This is a genomic window from Saccharopolyspora sp. NPDC050642 (assembly GCF_040654735.1).
GTDB classification, from domain to species: Bacteria; Actinomycetota; Actinomycetes; order Mycobacteriales; family Pseudonocardiaceae; genus Saccharopolyspora; species Saccharopolyspora elongata.
The window spans coordinates 230,408-251,860 of sequence record NZ_JBFAIN010000005.1; the positions used below are offsets into that span (position 1 = coordinate 230,408).

Annotated in this window: 13 protein-coding genes and 1 pseudogene; 4 read left to right on the plus strand and 10 right to left on the minus strand. The window is 73.2% G+C overall.

The window, feature by feature from the left end:
• Positions 1–141 precede the first annotated feature (141 nt).
• Positions 142–948 carry a helix-turn-helix transcriptional regulator gene (locus AB0H93_RS11590; RefSeq protein WP_358571128.1) on the plus strand — a complete coding sequence of 269 codons (807 nt, stop codon included), beginning with the start codon at positions 142–144 and terminating at the stop codon, positions 946–948.
• Between the two features lie 9 nt (positions 949–957).
• Here the strand turns inward: AB0H93_RS11590 and AB0H93_RS11595 are convergent, their stop codons facing one another.
• Positions 958–1,413 (minus strand): YdeI/OmpD-associated family protein, encoded by a 456-nt coding sequence (locus AB0H93_RS11595; protein WP_358571131.1) that lies wholly within the window; start codon positions 1,411–1,413, stop codon positions 958–960.
• 37 nt (positions 1,414–1,450) lie between these two features.
• Here AB0H93_RS11595 and AB0H93_RS11600 point away from each other — a divergent pair.
• Positions 1,451–3,049, plus strand: a pseudogene (locus tag AB0H93_RS11600) (ester cyclase); the annotation flags it as partial.
• Between the two features lie 227 nt (positions 3,050–3,276).
• Here AB0H93_RS11600 and AB0H93_RS11605 read toward each other — a convergent pair.
• The 7 genes from AB0H93_RS11605 to AB0H93_RS11635 form a co-directional block, all read right to left on the minus strand.
• Positions 3,277–3,975: a winged helix-turn-helix transcriptional regulator gene (locus AB0H93_RS11605; protein ID WP_358571134.1), complete on the minus strand. Its 699-nt coding sequence runs from the start codon at positions 3,973–3,975 to the stop codon at positions 3,277–3,279.
• 73 nt (positions 3,976–4,048) lie between these two features.
• On the minus strand, positions 4,049–5,521 hold the full coding sequence (locus AB0H93_RS11610; protein WP_358571137.1) for an MFS transporter: 1,473 nt from the start codon (positions 5,519–5,521) through the stop codon (positions 4,049–4,051).
• A 15-nt stretch (positions 5,522–5,536) separates the two neighbouring features.
• Positions 5,537–5,947, minus strand: coding sequence for an acyl-CoA thioesterase (locus AB0H93_RS11615; protein ID WP_358571140.1), 411 nt, complete (start codon positions 5,945–5,947; stop codon positions 5,537–5,539).
• Between the two features lie 3 nt (positions 5,948–5,950).
• Positions 5,951–11,518 (minus strand): SDR family NAD(P)-dependent oxidoreductase, encoded by a 5,568-nt coding sequence (locus AB0H93_RS11620; protein WP_358571143.1) that lies wholly within the window; start codon positions 11,516–11,518, stop codon positions 5,951–5,953.
• A 20-nt stretch (positions 11,519–11,538) separates the two neighbouring features.
• On the minus strand, positions 11,539–12,501 hold the full coding sequence (locus AB0H93_RS11625; RefSeq protein WP_358571146.1) for an enediyne biosynthesis protein UnbU: 963 nt from the start codon (positions 12,499–12,501) through the stop codon (positions 11,539–11,541).
• Positions 12,498–14,384, minus strand: coding sequence for a CRTAC1 family protein (locus AB0H93_RS11630; protein ID WP_358571149.1), 1,887 nt, complete (start codon positions 14,382–14,384; stop codon positions 12,498–12,500). Before AB0H93_RS11630 ends, AB0H93_RS11625 begins: the two co-directional genes overlap by 4 nt.
• A gap of 31 nt (positions 14,385–14,415) precedes the next feature.
• Positions 14,416–15,399 carry a DUF1702 family protein gene (locus tag AB0H93_RS11635; protein ID WP_358571152.1) on the minus strand — a complete coding sequence of 328 codons (984 nt, stop codon included), beginning with the start codon at positions 15,397–15,399 and terminating at the stop codon, positions 14,416–14,418.
• Positions 15,400–16,050: 651 nt separating this feature from the next.
• Between AB0H93_RS11635 and AB0H93_RS11640 the strand changes: the two genes are divergently transcribed.
• Positions 16,051–17,334 (plus strand): AarF/UbiB family protein, encoded by a 1,284-nt coding sequence (locus tag AB0H93_RS11640; RefSeq protein ID WP_358571155.1) that lies wholly within the window; start codon positions 16,051–16,053, stop codon positions 17,332–17,334.
• On the plus strand, positions 17,331–18,521 hold the full coding sequence (locus AB0H93_RS11645) for a KR domain-containing protein (protein ID WP_358571158.1): 1,191 nt from the start codon (positions 17,331–17,333) through the stop codon (positions 18,519–18,521). Before AB0H93_RS11640 ends, AB0H93_RS11645 begins: the two co-directional genes overlap by 4 nt.
• A gap of 37 nt (positions 18,522–18,558) precedes the next feature.
• Here the strand turns inward: AB0H93_RS11645 and AB0H93_RS11650 are convergent, their stop codons facing one another.
• Entirely contained in the window at positions 18,559–20,700 is a 2,142-nt protein-coding gene (locus AB0H93_RS11650; RefSeq protein ID WP_358571161.1) for an SRPBCC domain-containing protein, read from the minus strand.
• Between the two features lie 90 nt (positions 20,701–20,790).
• Positions 20,791–21,438 carry a DUF6073 family protein gene (locus tag AB0H93_RS11655; RefSeq protein ID WP_358571164.1) on the minus strand — a complete coding sequence of 216 codons (648 nt, stop codon included), beginning with the start codon at positions 21,436–21,438 and terminating at the stop codon, positions 20,791–20,793.
• Positions 21,439–21,453: the final 15 nt, after the last annotated feature.

Here is a 21,453-nt window from a genome sequence, read left to right on the forward strand (position 1 = left end):
AATTTCGGGGCGGTGGGAGCGCCGGATGCGCCGCCCGGCAGCGCCGGACGTCCCCCGTTTCGCCGCTCCCGCCAGGTGTCGGCACCGGCTAGATTGCTTAACTATCACATAGTCGGATTCTCTCCGGTGAAGGGGGACGACGTGACCGCTGAAACGACCGCCGATCACCGGACCGCCGCGGTGCTGCGCTCCATCCGGTGCATTCGGCAGAACGTCGGCGACGCGCACCTGCTGCCGGACCTGGCGCACACCGCGCTGCTGAGCCCGTTCCACTTCCACCGGGTGTTCCGGCGCGTCACCTCCGCGACGCCGGCCCGGTTCCTGGCCGCGGCGCGGATGGCGGAGGCCAAGCGCCTGCTGGCGCGCACTCCGATGAGCGTCACCGACATCTGCATGCGGGTCGGCTATTCCAGCCTCGGCACCTTCACCACCCAGTTCACCCGGCTGGTCGGGGTGCCGCCGCGCCGGTTCCGCAAGCTCCTCGAGCCCTACGCCGACCAGCCCGTCGGCGAGATCCTCGGGCGGCTGCGCGCGGTGCTGCCGGAACCGGCGCGTGCGCAGGTGACCGGCTGGGTTTCCGGTGCGCCGGACGGTGCGCTGGCCGCGGTGGGACTGTTCCGCTCCGGCATTCCGCAGGAGGTGCCGGCGGCCTGCGCGATCGTGCGACCGCCGGGCATCGCCGCCCTCGGCGGGTTGCCCGACGGCGATTTCCACGCGCTGGCGATGAGTTTCGACCTGCGGGCGAGCGTCGCGGATGCGCTGGTCGGGGAGGACGAGGAGCTCTGCCACGTGGGCGCGGCCCCGCAGGTGGTGCAGATCCGGGACGGCCGCGCCGTTTCCGCGACCCCGCTGCGCATCCAGCTGCGCCCCCAGGCCCCGGTCGACCCGCCGCTGGTGCTGGCCACCCCGATCCTCCTCGCGGCGGACCTGCTCGCCCCGGCGGGCTGAAGCACCCCATCAGCGCTGCTTGCGACCCTGCTTGAGCAGCGCGACGACCTCGGCGGCGCGGGATGTGCGGGTGTCAGCCGATTTAGCACCGGCGATCCAGCCCGTGTACTGGCGCTGGTAGAAGCCGGAGAGGTCGTCGAAGAACGCTGCCGCGTCCGGTTCTTCCCGCAGTGCATCGGCGAGTTCGGCCGGCGGCCGCACCGGTTCCGGGTCGGCCGGTTCGACTGCGACCGCCACCTCGTCGCCGGGCTCGACGCCCGCCGCCTCGCGCAGCTTCTTGTTGACCGGGAAGAAGAACTCCCCGCCGCTGCTGCCGAGGGAGCCCTCGAACTCGGTGCCGTTGATCGTGCCGCGGACGTAATGCCTGGGGCGGACAGCAGCAGCCGCCCCAGCAGCAGCCGCCCCAGCAGCCGCCGGGCGGGCAGCCGTCGTCGTGGTAGCCGGTTCCCGTCGGCGGCCGGTCACTCCGGCCACCGATGTCGTGCGCTCGCTGATCCGCCGGGTGTACCGCGGCCGGGATCGCGCCGCCCTGGAGCTGCTCGTCGCCGACGACGCCGCCGAGGTCCGCGCGGAGTGCCTGCGGATCCTCGACCTGCTGGCCGGGTTCCCCGATGCCCGGCCGGTGCTGGAGGACCTGATCGACGACGGCGGCTGGATCGTCGCCCGGTTGACCGTCCACGGCACGCACCTCGCCGCCGGGCCCGGACCGGATGCGGCGGAACCCACCGGGCGGCGGATCGCCGCGCCGCTGTTCGGCATGTTCCGGGTCGACGGCGGCCGGATCGTGCAGTCCTGGCAGCGGCTGGACGAGCAAGTGGTGGCGGCCGGGCTCGCCGATCCTGCGAATGCGGTCGAACCGGCGCTGGAGCTCGACGAGATCCAGGGCAACGTGCTGCCCGGGTTCCGCAAGGACCACTTCGCCTTGGCATACCTGGAGATCCGGGATCTGACGCGGGCCCGAGCCTGGGTCGCCCGGCAGGCGGACGTCGTCGCCACCGCCGCCGAGGTGCTCGACTTCATGCGCTTGTTCGGCGCGGTGACCCGCCGCCGCGGTCACCGGCCCGGGTTGACGGCCACCTGGCGCAACCTGGCCTTCTCCTACGATGCCCTGCGCCGCTTCGCCCCCGACGCCGATCAGATCGACGCCCCGGCCTTCCGGGCGGGAATGCACTCCCGCGCCGCCACGCCGGCGGTGGACTGGATCGCCGGGGTCCGTGCCCGATGTCGTCGTGCTGCTCGCCGCCGACGACGAGCCGGGCCTGACCGCCGAATGCGCGGCGCTGCAGGCGGAACTGGGCGGCGGGTTCGACGTGCGCGGCATCCAGCGCGGTGCCGCGCTGCCCGGCGAGCGCGAGCACTTCGGCTTCCGCGACGGGTTTCGCAGCCCGGCATCCGCGGGCACCGGGCGGCCCCGCCGTTCGACCCGATCACGCCGCGCCGGGATCCGCGGGACGTGCAGCGCGGCCACCCGGGCCAGCGCCTGGTGTGGCCGGGGGAGTTCGTGCTGGGGTACCCGGCTCAGGACGCCGCCGATCCGGCCCTGCCGGGACCGGTGGCCGATGTCGGTCCACAATGGACCAGAAACGGCACCTTCCTGGTTTACGCCCGGTACCGGCAGGACACCGAGGGATTCGCGGACTTCCTCGACAGGGCCGCGGCATCGATCGCGGAGCGGGAACCGGAGCTGGCCGATCTCACCCCGGACCGCCTGGGAGCCCTGTTGGTCGGGAGGTGGCGCAGCGGCGCGCCGGTGATGCGCGCGCCCGACGCCGACGTGCCGGAACTGGGCGGGAGCGGCCGTCTCAACAACGACTTCGCCTACCAGCAGGCGACCGCGCCGCTGCCCGCGTCGGCGGCCTGCCCGGTCGGGCACCCGCCCGCGCCGGCGGATCCGGCGGGCCTGCGCTGCCCGCTCGGCGCGCACATCCGCAAGGCTTACCTGCGCGACGACACCCCGCCCGGTGCGGCCGCGGGCGACGTGCAGCGGCATCGGATGCTGCGCAGGGGAGTCCCGTACACCGACAAGACGCCGACCGGCGTCGATCGCGGGCTGCTGTTCCTCTCCTACCAGGTTTCGATCGAGCGGCAGTTCGAGTTCGTCCTGCAGCAGTGGCTGCGCAACCCGTCCCTGCGGGTGCCGGGGGGAAGGCGTCGATCCGTTGCTGGGCGTCGTGCCGGGTGGCCCCACGACCGTGCGCATCCCGGTTGGCGGCGGCCGGGCCGTCGAGGTGGATCTGGAGCGCTCCTGGACCGAACTCACCGGGGGCGGCTACTTCTTCGTGCCGTCGGTCTCCGCGCTGCGCCACCTCGCCGGGTGTTGAGCCCGGGTCAGCCGTCGGTGGTGGTGGACAGCCGGAGCATCCGGACGCAGCGCTGGATCGCGTCCGGGTCGCCGTCGATCGTCAGGCCGCCGGTGATGATGGCGTCGAAGGGGCTGAGCATGCGGGCGCCGATGCGGATGAAGGTCTCCGGGTCCGCGCCGACCACGATGGCCGGCGGCAGCTCCCCGGAGCCGCGGCGCACGTGCACCTGGCCGTCGGCGACCTCGACGGTGAAAACCCTGTCGCCGACCCGGAATTCGTAGCTCTCGTCGCGATCCGGCAGGTCCGAGGTGGAGATCATGGCCTGCACGGCGAGGAAACCCCACTCGGCCCGGCTGATGCCCGCGCTGTCCTCCTCGCTGAGGAACTGCATGCCCCAGTGCGCCAGCGCCAGGATGGGCTCGCGCAGCTGCTCGCCGCGTTCGGTCAGCCGGTACTGCTTGCCGCGGCCGTCGCCGGGCACCGCGTGCTGCTCGATCACGCCGTGCTCGGTGAGGGTGCGCAGCCGCTCGGCGAGCAGGTTCGGGCCGATGCCGGGCAGGTTCGGGGGTAGCTCGTTGAACCGCGCGGGACCGATCAGCAGCTCGCGCAGGATCAGCATGGTCCAGCGCTCGCCGATGACGGTGAGCCCGGCGGCGAGCCCGCAGAACTGGCCGTAGTCGCGTTTGCCCGCCATCGCTCCGCCGCCCGTCCTCTGGCTAGTCACTGCGAGATGACAATCGCAAATGATAGTAACATCCTGGGCCGGGCGGACCGTTCGGGATCGCGTGGCGTTCGCCTCACAGCGGTGCCTTCTCGGGCAGGAGTGCGGATTTCCCGGCCGTTGCGGTGCGGTGGCGGCGGCCGATGTACCAGGAGAGCAGGCCGCTGCAGAGGGCCAGCACGGCCACTGCCACTAACACGTCCGATACCGATGCCACCAGGGCGGCCAGGACCAGCGGCCCGGCCAGCCCGCCGAGCCGGTTGCAGAACGAGATGTTGCCGGCGATCCCGGCCCGGCGTCCCGACTCGGCGAGGTCGGCGGCGACCGGGAGGAAGACCGCGGCCATGGTGTTGACCGCGAACAACGACGCCACCAGGGCGCCCGCCGAGACCCAGGCGGCGCCGTCGGCCACGCCGGAGAAGGTCAGCGCGAACAGCATCGTCGCGGTGAGCACGGCCAGGCCGAGGCAGATCGGCACCGGGCCGAACCGGCGGTAGCACCAGGCCAGCAGCACCGCGCAGGGCACCATCGCCAGCGCCGCGGCGGTCAGCAGCGCGTTGGCGGTGCCCGCCGGCAGCCCGTCGGCCCTCGACAGGGTGGGCACCCACGTGGTGAGCCCGAAGGTCAGGAGGCCGGTCAGCGCGGCGTAGACCCGCTGCAGCCCGGTGCTCAGCGTCGAGCGCGCGACGGCGGCCCGCGCAGCGGGCGCGACCGGTGCCGTGCTCGGCGCGCGCTCCGGTACGAGGAAGGTCACCGCCACCAGGACCAGCCCGGTGGGCGCGCCGATGAGCCACAGGATCCGCCAGCCGAAGACCGGTTCCAGCCACAGCGCCGATCCGGCGGCCACCAGGTAGCCGATCGCGGTCGCCACCACCGACAGCGCCACCACCGCCGGCCCGCGCACCCGGGTGCCGAACACGTCGGCCAGCAGCGTGACCAGCAGCGGCGCCAGCCCGCCGACGGCGACGCCCATCAGCAGGCACATCACCACGTTGCCCGCGAAGGTCGGCATGCACCCGCACATGCTGGTGGCGGTGAAGCCCAGGGTCGCGATCAGGTAGCAGCGGCGGCGGCCGTACCGGTCGGCGAGCCGGCCGAACAGCAGCGCGCCGGCGGCGGTGCCGGTGAGGCCAGCGACGGCCAGCAGCGAAGCGGTGCCGGGCGAGATGCCGTACTCCTCCCGCATGCCGGGGATGACGAACCCGAGCGTGGACGTCTTGCTGATGTCGATGGTCAGCGCGGCGGTGGCGACGACGGCGACCAGGGCCGTCCGCCGCCGGGAGAGCGCGTCCGCCGCGACCGGCCGGCGCGCGGGGTGCCAGGGCGCGGCGGAGAGCACGAGGAGGATGCCGACGGCGGCGACGAACATCTCGGGCATCTCCGACAGGGGCATCCCGTGCAGCCGGGACATCGGGGTCTCGCCGGTCATGCCCGGCATCGATGCGGGCATGGTCATCGCCCGCGCGAAGCCGATGGCGGAGGCGATCAGGGTGATGGCGGTGCCGACCGCCACCACGGCGGTGCCGCGGGTGGGCGCCACGACGGACATGGGAATCTCCTTCGCTCAGCTGAAGGCCCGCAGGGCGTGCGCGAGTTCGTCGGGGATCGGGATGGGGTGGACCGCGTCGCCGGTGCGGCGCATGCAGGCGACCGTTTGGCCGCCGCGGGCGACCGGGGCGTCGTCGCGGCGGAAGTCGAAGTCCATCGCGATCCGGTTGCCGGACGCCGCCCGCAGCGTCATCGCGATGTCCACGGTCTCCAGCGCGAAGCACTCCGCGTGGTACTGCATCGAGCACGACAGCGTGACCAGCGCCAGCTCGCCGGTGCTCAGCGCGGTGAGCACTCCTGGCGCGTGATCGGCCAAGAACCGTTCCCGGCAGTGGCCCTGCCAGTGCAGGTAGTGCGCGAAGTAGACGTTCCCGACGAGGTTGGTCTCGTCGAGCGTGACTGTGTGCCGGTGGTGGTAGGCGCGCACGGCTCACTCCGCCGGCACGGCGACGGCCAGGGCCGCGTCGCCGAGCTCGTCGATCGGCGCGCGGGCGATGACCACCCGCACCCGCCCGGCTCGGACCACGACCAGGCCGTCCTCGGTGACGTGGTCGATGCGCAGCGGATGTCCCTGCTCGTGCCCGAGCTTGACCACCGCTTCCCGCGCCGTCCACACCCGCGCAGCGGCCGCCGCCGGGTCCTCGCCGAGCTTGTCCGCCACCTCGTCGACCAGCCCGCGGTCGACGCGTTCCAGCGCGGTCGGCCCGATCGGTTCGGTCGGTGAAATCCATTGCCAGTCCAGGCCGATCGGCGTTCCCGCGACTCCGAGCAGCAGGCAGCCCCCGGTGTAGGCGGCGCTCGCGTGCCCGCCGGGCACGTGCAGGGCGCCGCGCGGATCGTGCCCGGCCGGCGTGCCGAGCACGCGGGTGAGGAGTCCGGCGGCGTCGCCGCGGGCGCCGACGGCGGTGATCAGCTCGATCCCGTCGGCCAGCCCGGTTTCCACGAGCCTGCGCGACAACCACGGGCCCACCAGGCGCAGCGGGAGCTCGCCGGACCGGTGCTCGCCGGTGGCACGCAGCCGCAGCCCTTCCCAGCGGGCGACCGCCGCGCCGCCGGGATCGACCACGTCGACGTCGAAGCAGTACGTGTCGGCGGTGTGCTCCCGTTCGTCGGCGATCACCCGCAGCGGGCCGCGCGGTGCTCGCCACACCGTCACCCGGTCGGCGCCGGTCGGCAACGCGAGCCGGTGGGGCACGCAGGCCAGCAGCGCGTGCAGCGCCGCGTCGTGCGCGCCCGGGTCGCCGAGGAGCAGTTCGCCGCTGTGGAACTCGGAGAACCAGTCCTGATCGGCGGCCTGGACCCACGCCCGCACGCGGAAGGCCGACAGCACGTCGTAGCGCAGCAAACGCCGGAAACGTCCACTGTGGAACAGGATTTTCCCGTAGTAGGGGTGCGGTTGCCGGGTCTCCTGGGGCGGTTCGGCCGCGTGGATCGCGGCCGGGGCCGGTGGCGCCGCGGTGATGCGGGCGGTGAACTTGTCGGCGCGGAAGTCGTCCCGCGCCTCGCGGATCACCGCCTCCACGGCACCGCCGCCGACGAGCGCGGAGATGCGGATGGTCGCCTCGCCGTCCACCGCGATCGGTTCGCGCAGCGCCACGTCGGCGAACGAGCGCACCTCAGCTCCCGCCACGGTCGCTACCTGCGCCATCGCCTCCAGGCCCAGCACCGCGGGCAGGACCGGGGTGCCGGCGATCCGGTGGTCGTCCAGGTAGCGGTCGGCGCCCGGGCTCAGGTGCGCGTCGCTGACGGCCTCGACGCCCGGCGTGCGCGTCAGCCGGTCCTCGTCGAAGCGCAGCAGCGGCTCCGGTCCGGTGTCGAACGACGCCGTCGGCATCGCGGGGAACCGGGAGGTGACCAGCAGCGACACCGGGGCGTCCGGGGTGGAGAGCACGTCCAGCAGCGCGGAGTTGCCCTGCTCCGGGCCGATCGGCACCACGCCCTGCGCGCGCAGCGATTCCAGCACGCCGAGGTCAACGCCCATGCCGATGCCCGACCACAGCGACCACTCCAGCAGGTGGACCCGGCGGCCCGGCGCGGCCCACGCCTCCAGGCGGTGCCGCAGCACGTCGTTGGCCAGGCAGTACTCGGCCTGGCCGGGAAGGCCGAACCGGCCGATGATCGAGCCGTAGCCGACCACCAGCCGCAGGTCCTCGCACGCCGACAGCAGGGCGTCCAGCCCGTCCACCTTGGGCCGCATCGTCGCCGCCAGCGAATCACCGGTCACGTCGGCCAACCGGCGCGGCTCGTTGACGCCGGCGCCGTGCAGGAGGCCCCGGACCGGCCCGTGCGCGCTCGCTTCGGCGACCATCGCGGCAACCGCCGCCCGGTCGGCGACATCGCAGCCGATGTAGTGCGCGTCCACCCTGGTGCGCATGTCCCGCACCGCCGCCGAGATCTCCGGGGCGTCGGCGGCGGTGCGGCCGAGCAGGACCAGCGTGCAACCGGTGCGTTCGGCCAGCGCGAGGGCGGAATGTGCCGTGATGCCGCGGACCCCGCCGGTCACCAGGCACACGTCCCCCTGTTGCAGCGGAAGTGGTTGTCCGCCAACGAGTTCCCGGTGCCGCAGTGCGGTGCGCGTGATACCGCCCGCGGCGTCGATGTGCAGTTCGGCGTAGCCGTCGCGGCTCGGGAGTCGATCCGGGTCGAAGCGCGTTCCGGGTTCGTCGAGCCCGACCACTCCCACCCAGTCCGGGTGCAGCTCCGCCGCGACGCTGCGGCCGATGGCCGCCGCCGCTTCGTGACCACTGTGGACGATCAGCAGCCGGTCGGGTGCGGTCTCCGCGATGTCCCGCAGCTCGGCGGCGATCCCGGAGCGGGAGAGCGTCTCGTCGAGCACGACCGCCAGGTTCCCGGCGCCGTCGTCGTGGTGGTCGAGCAACCAGTGCCCGGCCGGTGCCCGCACCGACCAGCGCAGACCGCCGCCTTCGGCCGGTGCTACCGGGAGCCGGTCGGCGGCGAAGGCGCGCACCCAGCCCCGGACCCCGGTCGGCACTTCGGCGTCGCTGTCGGCGGCGTCCGCGTCGAGTTCGGCGAGCACGGCGGCCGCTTCGCCGACCGTGGCGTCCGCCAGCGACAGCGGGGAGCTCGGCGGCCGCTTGCCGAGCGCGCCGGCCACCCTGCCGACGATCTGCACCACCTGCAGGGAGTTCAGGTGCAGGTCGCCGAGCAGCGAACTGCCCGGGCCGATCGACTCGGCGGGCAGCTCCAGCTGCGCCGCGAGGTGCTCGATGAGCGCGGGCAGCGGCGCCTGGGCCGTGGGCTCGGGCCGAGCGCCGGTGGGAACAGCAGTTTCAATTGAAACTGCCGCCAAGGCGGTGCCGTCGACGCGGTCGGCGGGCTGCTCGCAGGGGTTGGCCAGCAGTCGGGGCATCGCATCCGCCCGGACCGTCCGGAACCGCCGGCCGGCGAACCACGGGCCGAGATCGGCCGCGCCACCGGCGGCGAGCACGGCGGTGGCGAACGCATGCCGCCGGGCCGGGCCGCCGCAGTCCAGGCTGATCGCAGGGGTCGCGGTGGCGGACCGGGCCAGGCCGGACAGGATGGTGCCGGGGCCGGTCTCGACCAGCAGGTCGCAGCGGGCCGCAAGGCGTTCGAGCGCGGCGGTGAACCGCACCGGCCGGGTCAGCTGCTCGACCAGCAGCGCGGGAATCGCCGCGCCGGCGGGGAGTTCGGTCCCGGTGATGGTGGACAGCACGGTGCCCGAGAGCGCGTCGAACTCGAAGTCCCGCAGGGCCCGCCGCAGCGGCTCGACCGCGCCCAGCATCGCGGGGCTGTGGAACCCGTGCGAGACGGGCAAATTCGTCGCGGTGATGCCATGTTCGGCGGCCCGCCGGACGACGTCCAGCACGTCGGCGGTGGGACCGGAGATCACGACCTGTTCCGGGCCGTTGTAGCCGGCGAGCACCGCCGCGGTGCCGTCGAGCAGCCGTTCGGCCTGCTCGGCCGTGGCGGTCAGCCCGGCCATGCCGCTCTCCGGCGCGCCGTGCTCGGACATGATGCGCCCGCGCTCGGCCGCGAGCCGAAGCCCCGCGCCGGCGGTGCACGCGCCGGCCCAGACGAGCGCGCTGATCTCGCCGAGGCTGTGCCCGGCCGCGGCGGTGGCGCGGCAACCCAGCCGGTTGAGCCAGGCCAGCCCGGCCAGCGATTGCCGGACGATGGCGGGTTGCGCCAGTCGAGTGTCCACTTCGGACCGATCTACTGCGGGCAGGTCCGGGACCAGCATCCGGGCCGCCCAGCCGGGCAGCTCGGTGCGGACCGGCGCCGCCTGCCCCGGGAACAGCAGGCCCACCCGGATCGCGCCGGCACCGAGCGCGTAACCGGCCTGCTCGTCGAAGCCGAGCCGCCGGTCCCAGCCCCGCAGCCCGCGGCGGGCGGCGCGTGCCGCATCGGCCAGCGCCGCCGGATGGTCGGCGACCAGCGCCGCGCGCACCGCACCCACCTCCTGCCGCTGGGTGGCCGCGAGGTCGTGCAGCTCGGCGTCGCTGAGCCGCTCGGCGATCGGTGCGAGGACGTCCAGCCGGTGCGCGAGCTCGGTCTCGTCGCGGCCCGCCACCAGCACGATCTCGTGCTCCGGGAGCGGCGCGGACCACTGCAGCACCTCCGGTGGCATCCGGCGCCGCGCGCGCTCGCCACCGGCTTCGAGCACGACGTGCGCGTTGATGCCGCCGAATCCCATCGACGACACCGCCGCCAGCCGCCTCGGCGAATCCCACGGCTGCGCCCCGGTGAGCACCTGCAGCGGCGTGGTCGCGCGATCCAGCAGTTCGTGCGGAGTGTCGCAGCCGGTGGTCGGCGGCAGCACGCCGTGGTGCGCGGCGAGCGCGGCCTTGATCAGCCCCGCGACCCCGGCGGCGGCCTTGGTGTGGCCGATGTTGGCCTTCACGCTGCCCAGCGCCGCCTTGGCCGCACCGGGCCCGCGCACCTCGGTCAACGCGGCCAGCTCCACCGCGTCGCCGACCGCGGTGCCGGTGCCGTGCCCCTCCACCATTTCGACCGCATCGGGCCGGATCCCGGCCATCCGGTAGGCGCGGCGCAACGCCAGCGCCTGCCCGTTCTCGGCGGGCCGGGTGAGTCCGCCCGCGCCGTCCGACGAACTGCCCCAGCCGGCGATGCGCGCGTACACGCGCATGCCCAGCCGTTCGGCGTCGGCGGCGCGCGCCAGCGCCACGATGCCGCAGCCTTCGCCGGGCAGGAAACCCGTCGGCGCGCGGTCGTAGATGCGCATCCGGTCGGTGGCCAGCGCGCCCAGCCGGGCGAAGCCGACCAGCTCGAACGGATCGAGGCTCAGGTCCACGCCGCCGGCCAGGGCGAAGTCCAGTTCTCCGGTGCTCAGCGCCCGGCAGGCCGCCATGACGGCCAGCAGGCTCGACGAGCACGCACCGTCCACGGTGTACCCGGTGCCGTGGAAGTCGAAGTGGTTGCAGATCCGCCCTGCGATGGTGTTGCTCAGCGCCCCGGCCAGCGACTCGTCGCCGGGCACCGGGAACGGCGACTTCACCAGCTCCGCCAGCCGGCTCACCACTTCGGCGGCCACGTCGTCGGCGACGCCGCTGCGGTGCAGCGCCGTCGCGGCGGCGTCCCGCACGAACGGCCACCGCGTGCGCAACGTGCCCGCCCTGGTGAACTCGCCGGTCAGCGAATTGCCGATGATCACGCCGGCGGTGGCGCGGTCCAGCCCGTCGCCGTCCGGGCGGCCGGCGTCGGCCAGCGCCGCCGCGGCCGTTTCCAGCGCCAGCCAGTGGGTGTGGTCCGCCGCCCGGTGCAGCGCGCCCGGCACCCCGAACCGGCTTCGGTCGAACTCCCAGTCCCGCAGCAGGGCCGCCCGGTCGACGTAGGTGAGATCGGGCTCGGTCGGGTCGCCGCGATAGCCGGCCGCCAGCCGTTCCCCGGGCAGCGCGCGGAACGCCCTGCGGCGGCCGAGCACGTTCTGCCACAGCTCTTGCGGACCGGTGGCGTCCGGGTACCGGCAGCCGATGCCGACCACGGCGATCCCTTCCATGCCAACCTCCCGTTCGGTGCTCACCGGATCGGATCTAACGGCTGCCGCTCGCGCGCGGACCGGGATCCGGTGGCTCGCGCCAGCAGCAGGACCGCGCCGCGCAGGACGCAGGTGATCACCAGCGCGAAGAAGAGCCCGAACACCACGCCGGAGACGACCAGCACGCCGTAGACGAGCGCGGTGCAGGCGCCGAAAAGGGCCTGGTTGCGGGATTTCACCGGCGTGGTGCCCGGATCGGTGATCATGTAGTTGGTGTAGAGGACGAACGCCACGCCGGTCATCGGCAGCAGCGCCGCCACCAGCGAGTGGTCCAGCAGCAGCCAGCGCAGCACGGCCTGCGCGGCGAACCCGCCGACCCAGCCGAGGATCAGCGGGACCTTGCCGGTGAGCTTGGCGTTGATCATGGTGCCGAGCATCAGGATGCCCAGCGGGATCAACCAGTCGACGGTGCCGGTGGGGAAGTTGGTGAAGTGGTAGGGCGGCGCGATCCCCACCCACGGGAACAGCAGCAGCGTCACCACGATGCCGAAGTTGGACGGGTTGAGCACGTGCCGCAGCCGGCCCGCCACCTGGATGCGCACGACGTACTTGCTCGTGTTGGCCACCACCACGGCGAACAGGTACGGCCACAACGAGCTGTTGCCGTACAACAGCATCGCGCAGGCCAGGGCGGTGATGTGGGCCGGCAGCAGGAAGTTCACCGCGGCCTGCGCGCCGCCCCGGTAGGCGGGCCGGACGTCGCGCGCCCGGCTGTCCAGGAACTCCAGCAGGAACGCGACGGCGTAGCTGGTCAGCACCGCGGCGACCGGGGTGATCGGGGACTGCTCGAACCCGAGCACGGTGTGCCCGGCGATGTTGAACACGGTGATCGAGACGGCGAACCGGCGCAGGGCCTTGATCCGCTTGTCCACCGGTGGTGCCGGGGCCGGATCGGGCTCGTCGCGGGAGGGCTGGCGGGTGGTGGTCGGTGCGGTGCTCGTCATCGGATGACCGCCGTTCCGTCGGGGTTCAGCAACACGGTGTGCGTTCCCGGACCGATGTCGATCCGGGCGGTGTGCACGGCGGTGCCGTCGCGCCAGGTGATCTCGGCCGGCACGGCGCGGCCGTCCGGCAGCCCGAAGTGCAGCGTCGAATCGGACACCCCGGCGTGCCCGTTGGCGGGGTAGAGCTGGGCGCGCTGTTCGCCGTCGGGGAAGGAGAGCACCGCTTCGGCGCCGATCGCCGGGGTCCGGCCGCCGGCTGCGGCGGGCCGCAGCAACCGCAGGTAGGCGGCCGGTGGGGCGCCGCGCGCGGTGTTGAGCAGCAGGCGCGAATCCTCCCACTGGTTGGCGACCAGCGCGTCCAGCAGGCCGTCGCCGTTGACGTCGCCGAGCGCGAAACCGCGCGTGACGTCCGGCGCGCCGATGCCCGCCGCGACGGCGAGGTCGTGGAAGCGGCCGTCGCCGGCGCGGACCCAGAACGGGTTGTGCTCGTGGCCGGAGAGGTCGTCGCCGGCCTGGAACTTCGGCCACGCCGCCGGGTACCGCAGCAGCTCGTCGTTGCCCATCGCGAGTTCCTGCAGCTCGGGCCACCGGTCGCGCTCGCCCTTGAGGAACCCGGTGGCCTGCAGCAGCTCGTCGGTGCCGGAGTTGTCGAAGTCCCCGACCTTGATGTCCCACGACCAGCCGCCGCGGGCCAGCCCGAGCTCCTCGGCGCGCTCGTCGAAGGGCAGCTCGCCGTGCCGCAGGTCCGCCGCCTCGCCGGTCGGGACGAACGCGAAGTTGCTCTCCTGCAACGCGAACGGGGTGGTGATGTTGCTGACCACCATCATCGGCAACCGCTGCCCGCGGGAGTAGCTGTAGTTGACCCCCATGCCCTTGAAGGAGTCGTGGCCGAGGACCTCGGAGCGCGGCGTGGTGACGTCGCGCCGCCCGTCGACCTGGGTGAGCTGGACCTGGCCCGGCGTCGAGGAGTTGACCAGCAGCTGGTCGGGCCCGAAGTCGTTGGCGAAGTACAGGTCCGGCAGCATCCGGTCGGCGAGGTTCTGCAGCCCGATCGACAGCGTCCACGACCGCGCCGAGGCGTCCGGCAGCGCGTTGCTGGCGTCGACCAGCCGCGGCTTGTCGTCGGGCCGGCCGGTCGGGGTGGTGAGCAGCAGCTTGTTGGTCCCGGCGTTGCGCGCCTTGCCCATCGAGTCCTGCATCCGCATCCGCGGATCGTCGGCCGCCGCCGGGTCCAGCACCTTGGCGCCGTCGGGGAAGTAGTTGCCGACCAGGACGTCGAGGTGGCCGTCGCCGTCGACATCGCCGACGTTGACCGCGGTGGAGTTCCAGACCTCCATCGGCTCCACCAGCTCCACCGGGCGGAAGCCGGCCGGGTCCAGCCGGCCGGTGTTCAGGAACAGCACCGGTGAGCGTCCCCAGTAGTAGACCAGCACGTCCTGGTCGCCATCCTCGTCCAGATCCGCGGGCACGCAACCCATCGGCGCCATCGTGGCGTCCTGGCGGAGCCCGTCCGGCCGGAGCCGGAACGGCTCGTACTGCGGGCCGCCGCTGCGGGGCACCGGGAGGATGGTCACCGAGTCATCGCGCGGATCGACCAGGCAGGCGTCTCCGGAGCGGCCCAGTCCGCGCAGATCCGCCAGGCCCACCGAGGCGCCGACCGCGGAGATCCAGCCGCGGATGTGCTCCAGGCCGGGAGCCACGGTCCGGTCGGTGCGCGCGTTCGGCGGTGGCGCGTTGATCGGCACCGATTCGAAGCCGAAACCCCCTGCCAGATCGCGGGTTTCGGCTTCGCTGAGGGCCGGGCGGACGGTGAGCAGTCCCAGTGCGAGGCACAGCAGCAGGCCGACGGCGGCCGGGAGGGCGCGGCGCAGCGAGCTCGGCATGGGCGTTAACCTCCAAGATCGGGTGCCGGGTTCAGGAGTTGTCGAGCACGGTGCGCCGCAACCGCGACTTCCACTCGGTGTAGGCCGCGATTCCGGTGCTGCCGTCGAGACCTTCGGCGGCCAGGTCGGTCCACCCGGCGGCGCCATCCGCGTCGGTGGCGAACAGGGTCCTGGCGCCGAGCGCGGTGTGCTCGGGAACGATGCCCGATCGCGCCCGGGCGGCGATCCCGAACAGGCAGCCCTGTCCGAGGTGCGCCCAGTGCGGGCCGCTGGCCTCCCGCAGCGCGCGGAACCCGGCTGCGTCGAGGCCGCCCGCGTAGCAGGAAGCCAGGCCGATGCCGGACCACAGGTGCGGCCGGGCACGTTCGTCCACAGTGGATATCCGGTGCCGGACCCCGCCCAGATCGGCGCTTTCGATGAACCACAGCGCCCGGCCACAACCGGCGATGCGGGCCTGGCGGCGCTCGTCCTCCGGGTTCGCGCAGGCCTTGCGCAGCCTGGCCGGACCGGCGAAGAAGCACTCCGCGAAGCCCGCGCCGTCCAGCGCCAGCCAGCGCAGCAGCGGCGTCGCGGGAACCGGCACCGGCAGCGGGATCCGCAGCGGCGCCAGCGCCCAGCCCACTCCGACGTGGATCAGGTGGACGTAGGCGGAGCCGGGGCCGGCCAGCAGCCGGTGCAGCGCGCGCGCCCGGCCGAAGGTGGCGAGATCCCGCATCCCGGCGTGCATCGCCGCGCCCTCGTAGGCGAATCCCCTTTCCTCGTCGGGCAAATCGGCCAATGCCGGATGCGGGTGCCGCCAGTTCGACACGGCCAGGTTGAAACCGCGCAGGAACGATCTCGCGTGTTCTTCCAGCAGCGCGCGGTTTTCCGGGCGGTCCACCCGGAAGCCGCGGTGGGCGAAATCGGCCATGCCCATCGGCAGCCGCAAGATCCTGGGCGGTCGGCGGTGGCCCGGCGTGGATCGATCGGTGTCCTCGGATGGGTGCGAACGGGTGCGATCGGGCGGAGAAATCACGTATTCCCCCAGCGCGGCAATGAAGGAGTGCGTCCCAGTTTGCGGAGCTCGCGGCCGCGGCCGCTGGATCGGGGTTCGGCTTCGCCGATGTCGCGTGCCTCCCGGGCGCGGCGGGCCCTGCGGGCCGTGCGCCCGGTCTCCCCGGGATCCGGAGCAGGAATCAGCTGCTCCCAGTCACTACTATTTCCTACATCGGTATTCGCGGGGGTGTCAAGGGGTGATCAGCCCTGCTGGGGAAGGCCGTTGCCGGCCTCGTCGATGCGTTTCCGCCGGCTGCGCCGATGCCGCGCAGAGCATTCGACGCCGGGCTCCGCAGTATCGGCGCAAGTCGCTCCGAGTGCCTCGGAAAGCTGAGATTTGCCAGCAAATGCCGATGATTTCAGTCGGATGGCGGTACTGGATCGGTTGCGTCCGAACGGCGCTCGACGCGAGCCGCGGCGGTGCGCTACGTTACCGCGAGTGTCCGGATCGCATCTGCTCTGGGGTGTGCCGAAGGTGTGACGGGACGGGGGACGTCTCGTGGGGGACCGTGCTCGGTAGCCGATGCTGTCCGTGAATGGTTACAAAAAGTAAAGCGATTTCTGCCATTGCTCGACATTGACGACATCCGTCGCGCGTTGCGCGGCCGATTCCGGAAGTCGGGAGGTAGCGGTGTCAGACGATCGGGACGACCTCGCCGCACCGGGAGTGCGAAGGCGGCACCTCGCGTTGCGGTCCGCCGTGATCGCCGGAACGGCTTTGCGGCACGGCGGCCGGGCGCTCGCGCGCCGCGCCCTGGCGCGGCGGGCGCCGAACGGCTCCGGCGGGCTGGCCGAGCTGGTCGCCGATCTCGGCCCGGCGTTCGTGAAGGGCGCCCAGCTGCTCAGCACCCGCCGGGACCTGCTCGACCCGAAGTGGTGCGACGCGATGGGCGGCCTGCACGACCAGGTGCGCCCGATGTCCCGCCCGCAGGCGGTGCAGGCATTGCACCGCGCATACCCCGCCCAGCGGGAATGGCCGTTCCGCCGGTTCGACGCCACGGCGGTGGCCAGCGGCAGCATCGCCAGCGTCTACCGGGCGGAACTGCACGACAGCACCGAGGTGGCGGTCAAGCTGCGCCGGCCGGGCCTGCACCGGCTCATCGGTGCCGATCTGCGGCTGGTCGCCGCCGGTGCCGGGCTGGTGCAGCGGCTGCCCGCGATGCGGCGGGTGCCCGCGGCCCGCATCGTCGACCAGGTGTCCCAGGCGATCCGGCGGCAGCTCGACCTGGATCTGGAGGCGCAGGCGCTGCGGACCCTGCGCGCGAACCTGGGCGACTTCGCGCGGGTGCGGATTCCCGCCCCGATCCCCGCCGCCTGCGGAGACGGCGCGCTGGTCATGGAGTTCGTGCCCGGCCTGCGGCGCTTCGGCCCGGACAGCTTCACCCGCGAGCAGCGGCGCGAACTGGTGCGCCAGGTGCTGCACGCCGTCTACCGGATGCTGTTCGTCGACGGCCTGGTGCACTGCGACATGCACCCCGGCAACCTCTACCTCAATCCGGACGGGAACGTCGTGCTGCTCGACGCGGGCTTCGTCGTGCCGCTGCAACCGCACGTGAAGCGGCTGTTCGCGGAGTTCTTCCTGAACATGTCGCTGGGGCGCGGGCCGGAATGCGCCGAGGTCGTGCTGCGCAGCGCCGAACACGTGCCACCGGAAGCCGATCTGCCGGGATTCCGCGCCGACATCGTCGAGCTGGTGGCGACCACCGCCGGGCGCCGGGCCGGTGACTTCCAGCTCGCCCCGTTCGCCACCCGGCTGTTCGACCTGCAGCGCCGTTCCGGGGTGGCGGCGGCACCGGAGTTCGTGTTCCCGCTGCTGTCGATGCTGGTGCTGGAAGGGATGATCAACGAGTTCGACGTGGACGTCGACTTCCAGGCCGAAGCCATCCCGACGCTGCTGCCCGCGCTGAACCGGTGAACCGGATAGCGGTGTGGCGGGCGCACCGGGTGCCGGTCGCGCCCGAGCGGTCGGAGGCGCGGCAATGGTTCGTGATCGGAAGGGGTCCGGCACCGCTGCGCGCCGTCCTGGACGCATCGGCCGGCCCTGGTCCGGTCATCCCGGTCGTCGTGCTGGGCGACCGATTCGGCCCTGATGACAACGAATTCCTGCTCCGCGGGCTCGCGGTCGCCCGCGCCGGATCCGGGCGGATCGTGCTGGTGCACACCGGCTCCGGCGGCGGGAGCCTGCTGAACTGCGCGGTGGCCGAGGACGGCCGGCTGTCGGCGATCGAGATCGAGCTGTCCGGCGGTGCGACGCCGCCGGCCGTCGAAGCGGCGATCGCCTTCGCCGGTCACCACGCCGACGGCTACCGCCACGTGGAGATCGACGGAAACGGCAACGCCTGGCGCACCGGATGGTCCGATGTGGACATTCCGCGCGTCGATCCGGCGCGGTTGCACGGCGAGGTGCTGATCACCGGCGGGCTCGGCGGGCTGGGCATCCGGGTGGCCGGGATGTTGCGGGCCCGCACCGGAATCCGGCCGGTGCTCCTCGACGACCTCGGCCGTGGCGAGATCTCCGGCGACGTGCGCGCGGCCCTGGCGCGGCTGAAATCCTCGGGCGGGACAACGGTAATCGACGCCGACGTCACCGACCGGGCACAAGTGGCGGCGGCGCTGGCGGCGCGCCAGGTGACCGGAATCGTGCATTGCGCGGGCGATGTGCGCGGCGGTTTCACAGCGGAGGCGACGGCCTCCCGGCTCGCGGCGCTGCAAGCTCCGAAGGTCGCCGGATTGCGGAACGTGCTCGCGGCGGTGGATCGCGGAGCGCTGCGACGGCTGATCACCTTCGGATCCATCACCGCCCGGTCGCCGCACCCGAACATGGGTGCCTACGCGCTGGCGAACGAACTCCTCCGCCGCAGCACCATCGCGGCAGCCGACGGCCTGCCGGACTGCGGCTGCACGGCGGTGGAGTGGTCGCTGTTCAGCGGGGCGGGCCAGGCCCACCGGATGGGCGCGGTCCGCCAGGCCCGGAGCATGGGCATGCCGCCGGTCCCGCTCCGAGCGGGCATGGAAGTCCTGCTCCGCCTGTTCACCGACCCGCGCCGCGGCTCGTTGGCGGTGACCGGGCTCGGCGACCGCACCTTCCCGCCGGCGCCGTGAGCCTTCGGACTGCGAAGGCCCACGGCACCGGGCGGATTCAGGGCCGCAGCACGTACAGCGCGTTCATCGGACTGGGCATCGGGATCCGCTCGACGCTGCGGAAACCGGACGCCGTCGCCAGTTCGCGCAGCTTCCCGGGCGGCAGCCCGAGCGTCCCCAATCCGGGTGCGCCCTGCGAAAGAGCCGACGGCAGGCAGTAAAGCGTGCTCGTGGCGTAGAGGATCGTCGCGCCGGGGCCGGTGTTGTCCGCCGCGTCCTCGGCGCAGTTGGTCTCCAGCACGAGCACCGCGCCGGTGTCCTCCCGCAGCGCGCCGCGAACCGCCCGGAGCAGCCCGCCAGGGTCCGGCGCATCGTGCAGCACGTCGAACATCGTGACCAGGTCGACCTGCTCGGGCAGCCCCTCGGCGGCGTCCTGGTGCTCGAACCGCACCCGGCCGGCGACCCCGGCTTCCACCGCCGCCGCCCGCGCCCGGTGCACGTTCGGCTCGTGCAGGTCGAACCCGACGAAGCCGGCGGCCTCGAAGGCCCGCGCCAGCCGGAGCACCGCGTGCCCGCCGCCGCAACCGACGTCGACGACCGTGCCGCCCCGCGCCAGCGCCTCGGAAAGCCCGTCCACGGCCGGAATCCACTGCGGCACCAGCATGGTGTCGAGCCAGGTCCGGCTCATCCGTTCCATGGCGAGGAACAACTGCTGCGGGTAGCGGTCGTGCGGAACCCCGGTGCCGGTGCGGAACGCCTCCTCCACCTCCCGGACGGCGTCCACCAGCGGCGGCACGAGCTCGTAGCCGGCCGCGAGGCTCATCGGCGAGTCGTCGGCGAGCACGGCGGCCGCCCCGGCGGGTAGCGAGAACCGCTGCCCGCCATGCCGTTCCAGGTAGCCGGCGCTCGCCATGCCGTGCAGCCATTCGAGCAGGTACCGCTCGTCGCAGCCGGCGAGGCCGGCCAGTTCCGCGGCGGTGGCGCGACCGGCGCCGGCCAAGGCCCGGAACAGCCCCAGCCGCAGGCCGAGCACGCACAGCACGCTGGTCATCGCACCGCCCAGATCGGACATCGCCCGCCCGGCGAAATCCATCGCGGGCGACTCCGCGGGCACGGCGGCCGGTGCCGGGCCGTGCCCGTTGGTCCGGCCGGCCTCGGCCTCGCCGCCGCTGATCGACCAACCGTGCGGCCCCACCGGCGCGCCGTCAGGCGGGCCCTGCTGCTGCAACAACATCTGCGCCCGAGCGGCGGCCGACACCCAGTACCCGGTGACGATCTTGCGCTCGGTCACCGCGTCCGGGATGCCGAGGTCCTCCCAGCCGTCGTGGAACACCTGCAGCAGGCTCTCCCGCAGCCCCACCGGCTCGATCCAGATCCGGCCGCCCAGCGCCGACGGCCACGACGCCCGGCGCAGCTCGAACTCCAGGTGCGGCAGGTAGGACGGGAACTCCTGCCCGCTGTCGACCAGCTTGGTGACCCGCAGCAGCGCCCGGCCGCTGGCGTCGCCCATCACCACGGTCATCTCCTCGCCGGCCGCCAGCGACCCGGCGCACGGCTGCAGCCAGTGCCGCACCGCGCCCGGCGCGGTGAGCGCCTCCCACGCCTGGAACGGCGGCGCGGGCAGCGGGATCTGCAGGTAGGGGCCCATCCGGCGCCACGGCCACCGCCACTCGGTGCCGGTGCGCAGGTGCGCGGCGAGCTGGTCGAGGATGCCGGGCCAGCCCATGCCGTTCCAGGACCGCCAGTCCGACGGCGGGTTGACCGCCTCCTCGACCACCGTCACCGAGGTGCCCGCCCCGGCCGGTTCCACGGTCCAGGTCACCGAGGTCGCCGGCCCGATGCCGACCCACCGCCACAGGTAGCGCAGCACCCCGGGGCGGCCGTCGCCCGGGGCGCTGCTCTGCTGGGTGCGGCACCAGAAGAACTCGCCGTCCTCGAAGTCGAGCATCACCTCGGCGCCGGTGCGGGCCCAGTCCCCCCGGCACACCCCGAACCACTGGGAAACCCGGTCCGGATCGGTGAGCGCGGCCCACACCGCCCGCGGCGGTTCCGGGATGACGACCGTGCTGACCAGCCGTTCCCACCGGTCCTGGGCGACCGGCACGGCGCTACCCCGCAGGGGCGCGAAGCCCGCGGCCTCGTCGGCGACCGGTACGCCCAGGCCGGGCGGACCGCCGACGTGCAACTGTTCGGTGCTCATCTGACTTCTCCCTCGCCACGTCGACGAAAACCAGGCGGACACCACTGGAAGCCGGTGGTCGCGACCACCGGCTTCCAGCTGGGTTCGGAATCACGCGATCTGTTCCCTGGGGAGGTAGCCGCCCATCGTGAAGCGCAGGCTGGTCACGTAGGCGACCGGGTCGTCATCCGGGCGGCGGATGTCGTGCAGCGGCAGCATCCGGTAGATCTGCCCCTTCCCCGGCGAACCGGCCGGCGGGATCTGCCGGACGTCGTCGATGGTCAGGATGATCGGTTCCTTGTTGATCAGCTGCAGGCCCAGCTTCGGCATGTCGAAGATCGCGCCGACCGCCATCCGGCAGGCCTTCGCCGCCGGCCCCTCGCCCGCGTACGGGTCGAACGGGGTCCGGATCTGGCCCGCGGACAGGCATTCCGGGTTGAGGGTCACGGTGATCCGGCCCAGCTCCTCGGACTCGCCGGTCATCCGCATCTCGATCAGGTTCGTGTAGACCTCGGCGTTGGCCCACTCGGTCGCGGTCGGCTGCGAGCGCACCACGCGCACGTAGCCGTCGAACGGCACGGTGTACTCGCCCACGCCGGGCACCGCGAAGGTGTCGATCGAGGAGATGCCGAGGTTGTCGATGCCGGGATCCGGCGTCGTCCACGGCTGCACCTCGGTGCCGGAGTAGAGGTTGGGCACGCCGTCCGTGGTGACCGGGCGGCCGTAGACCACGGACGGCTTCTGCGTCGGTGTGGACATGGTGGTCGTCCCTTC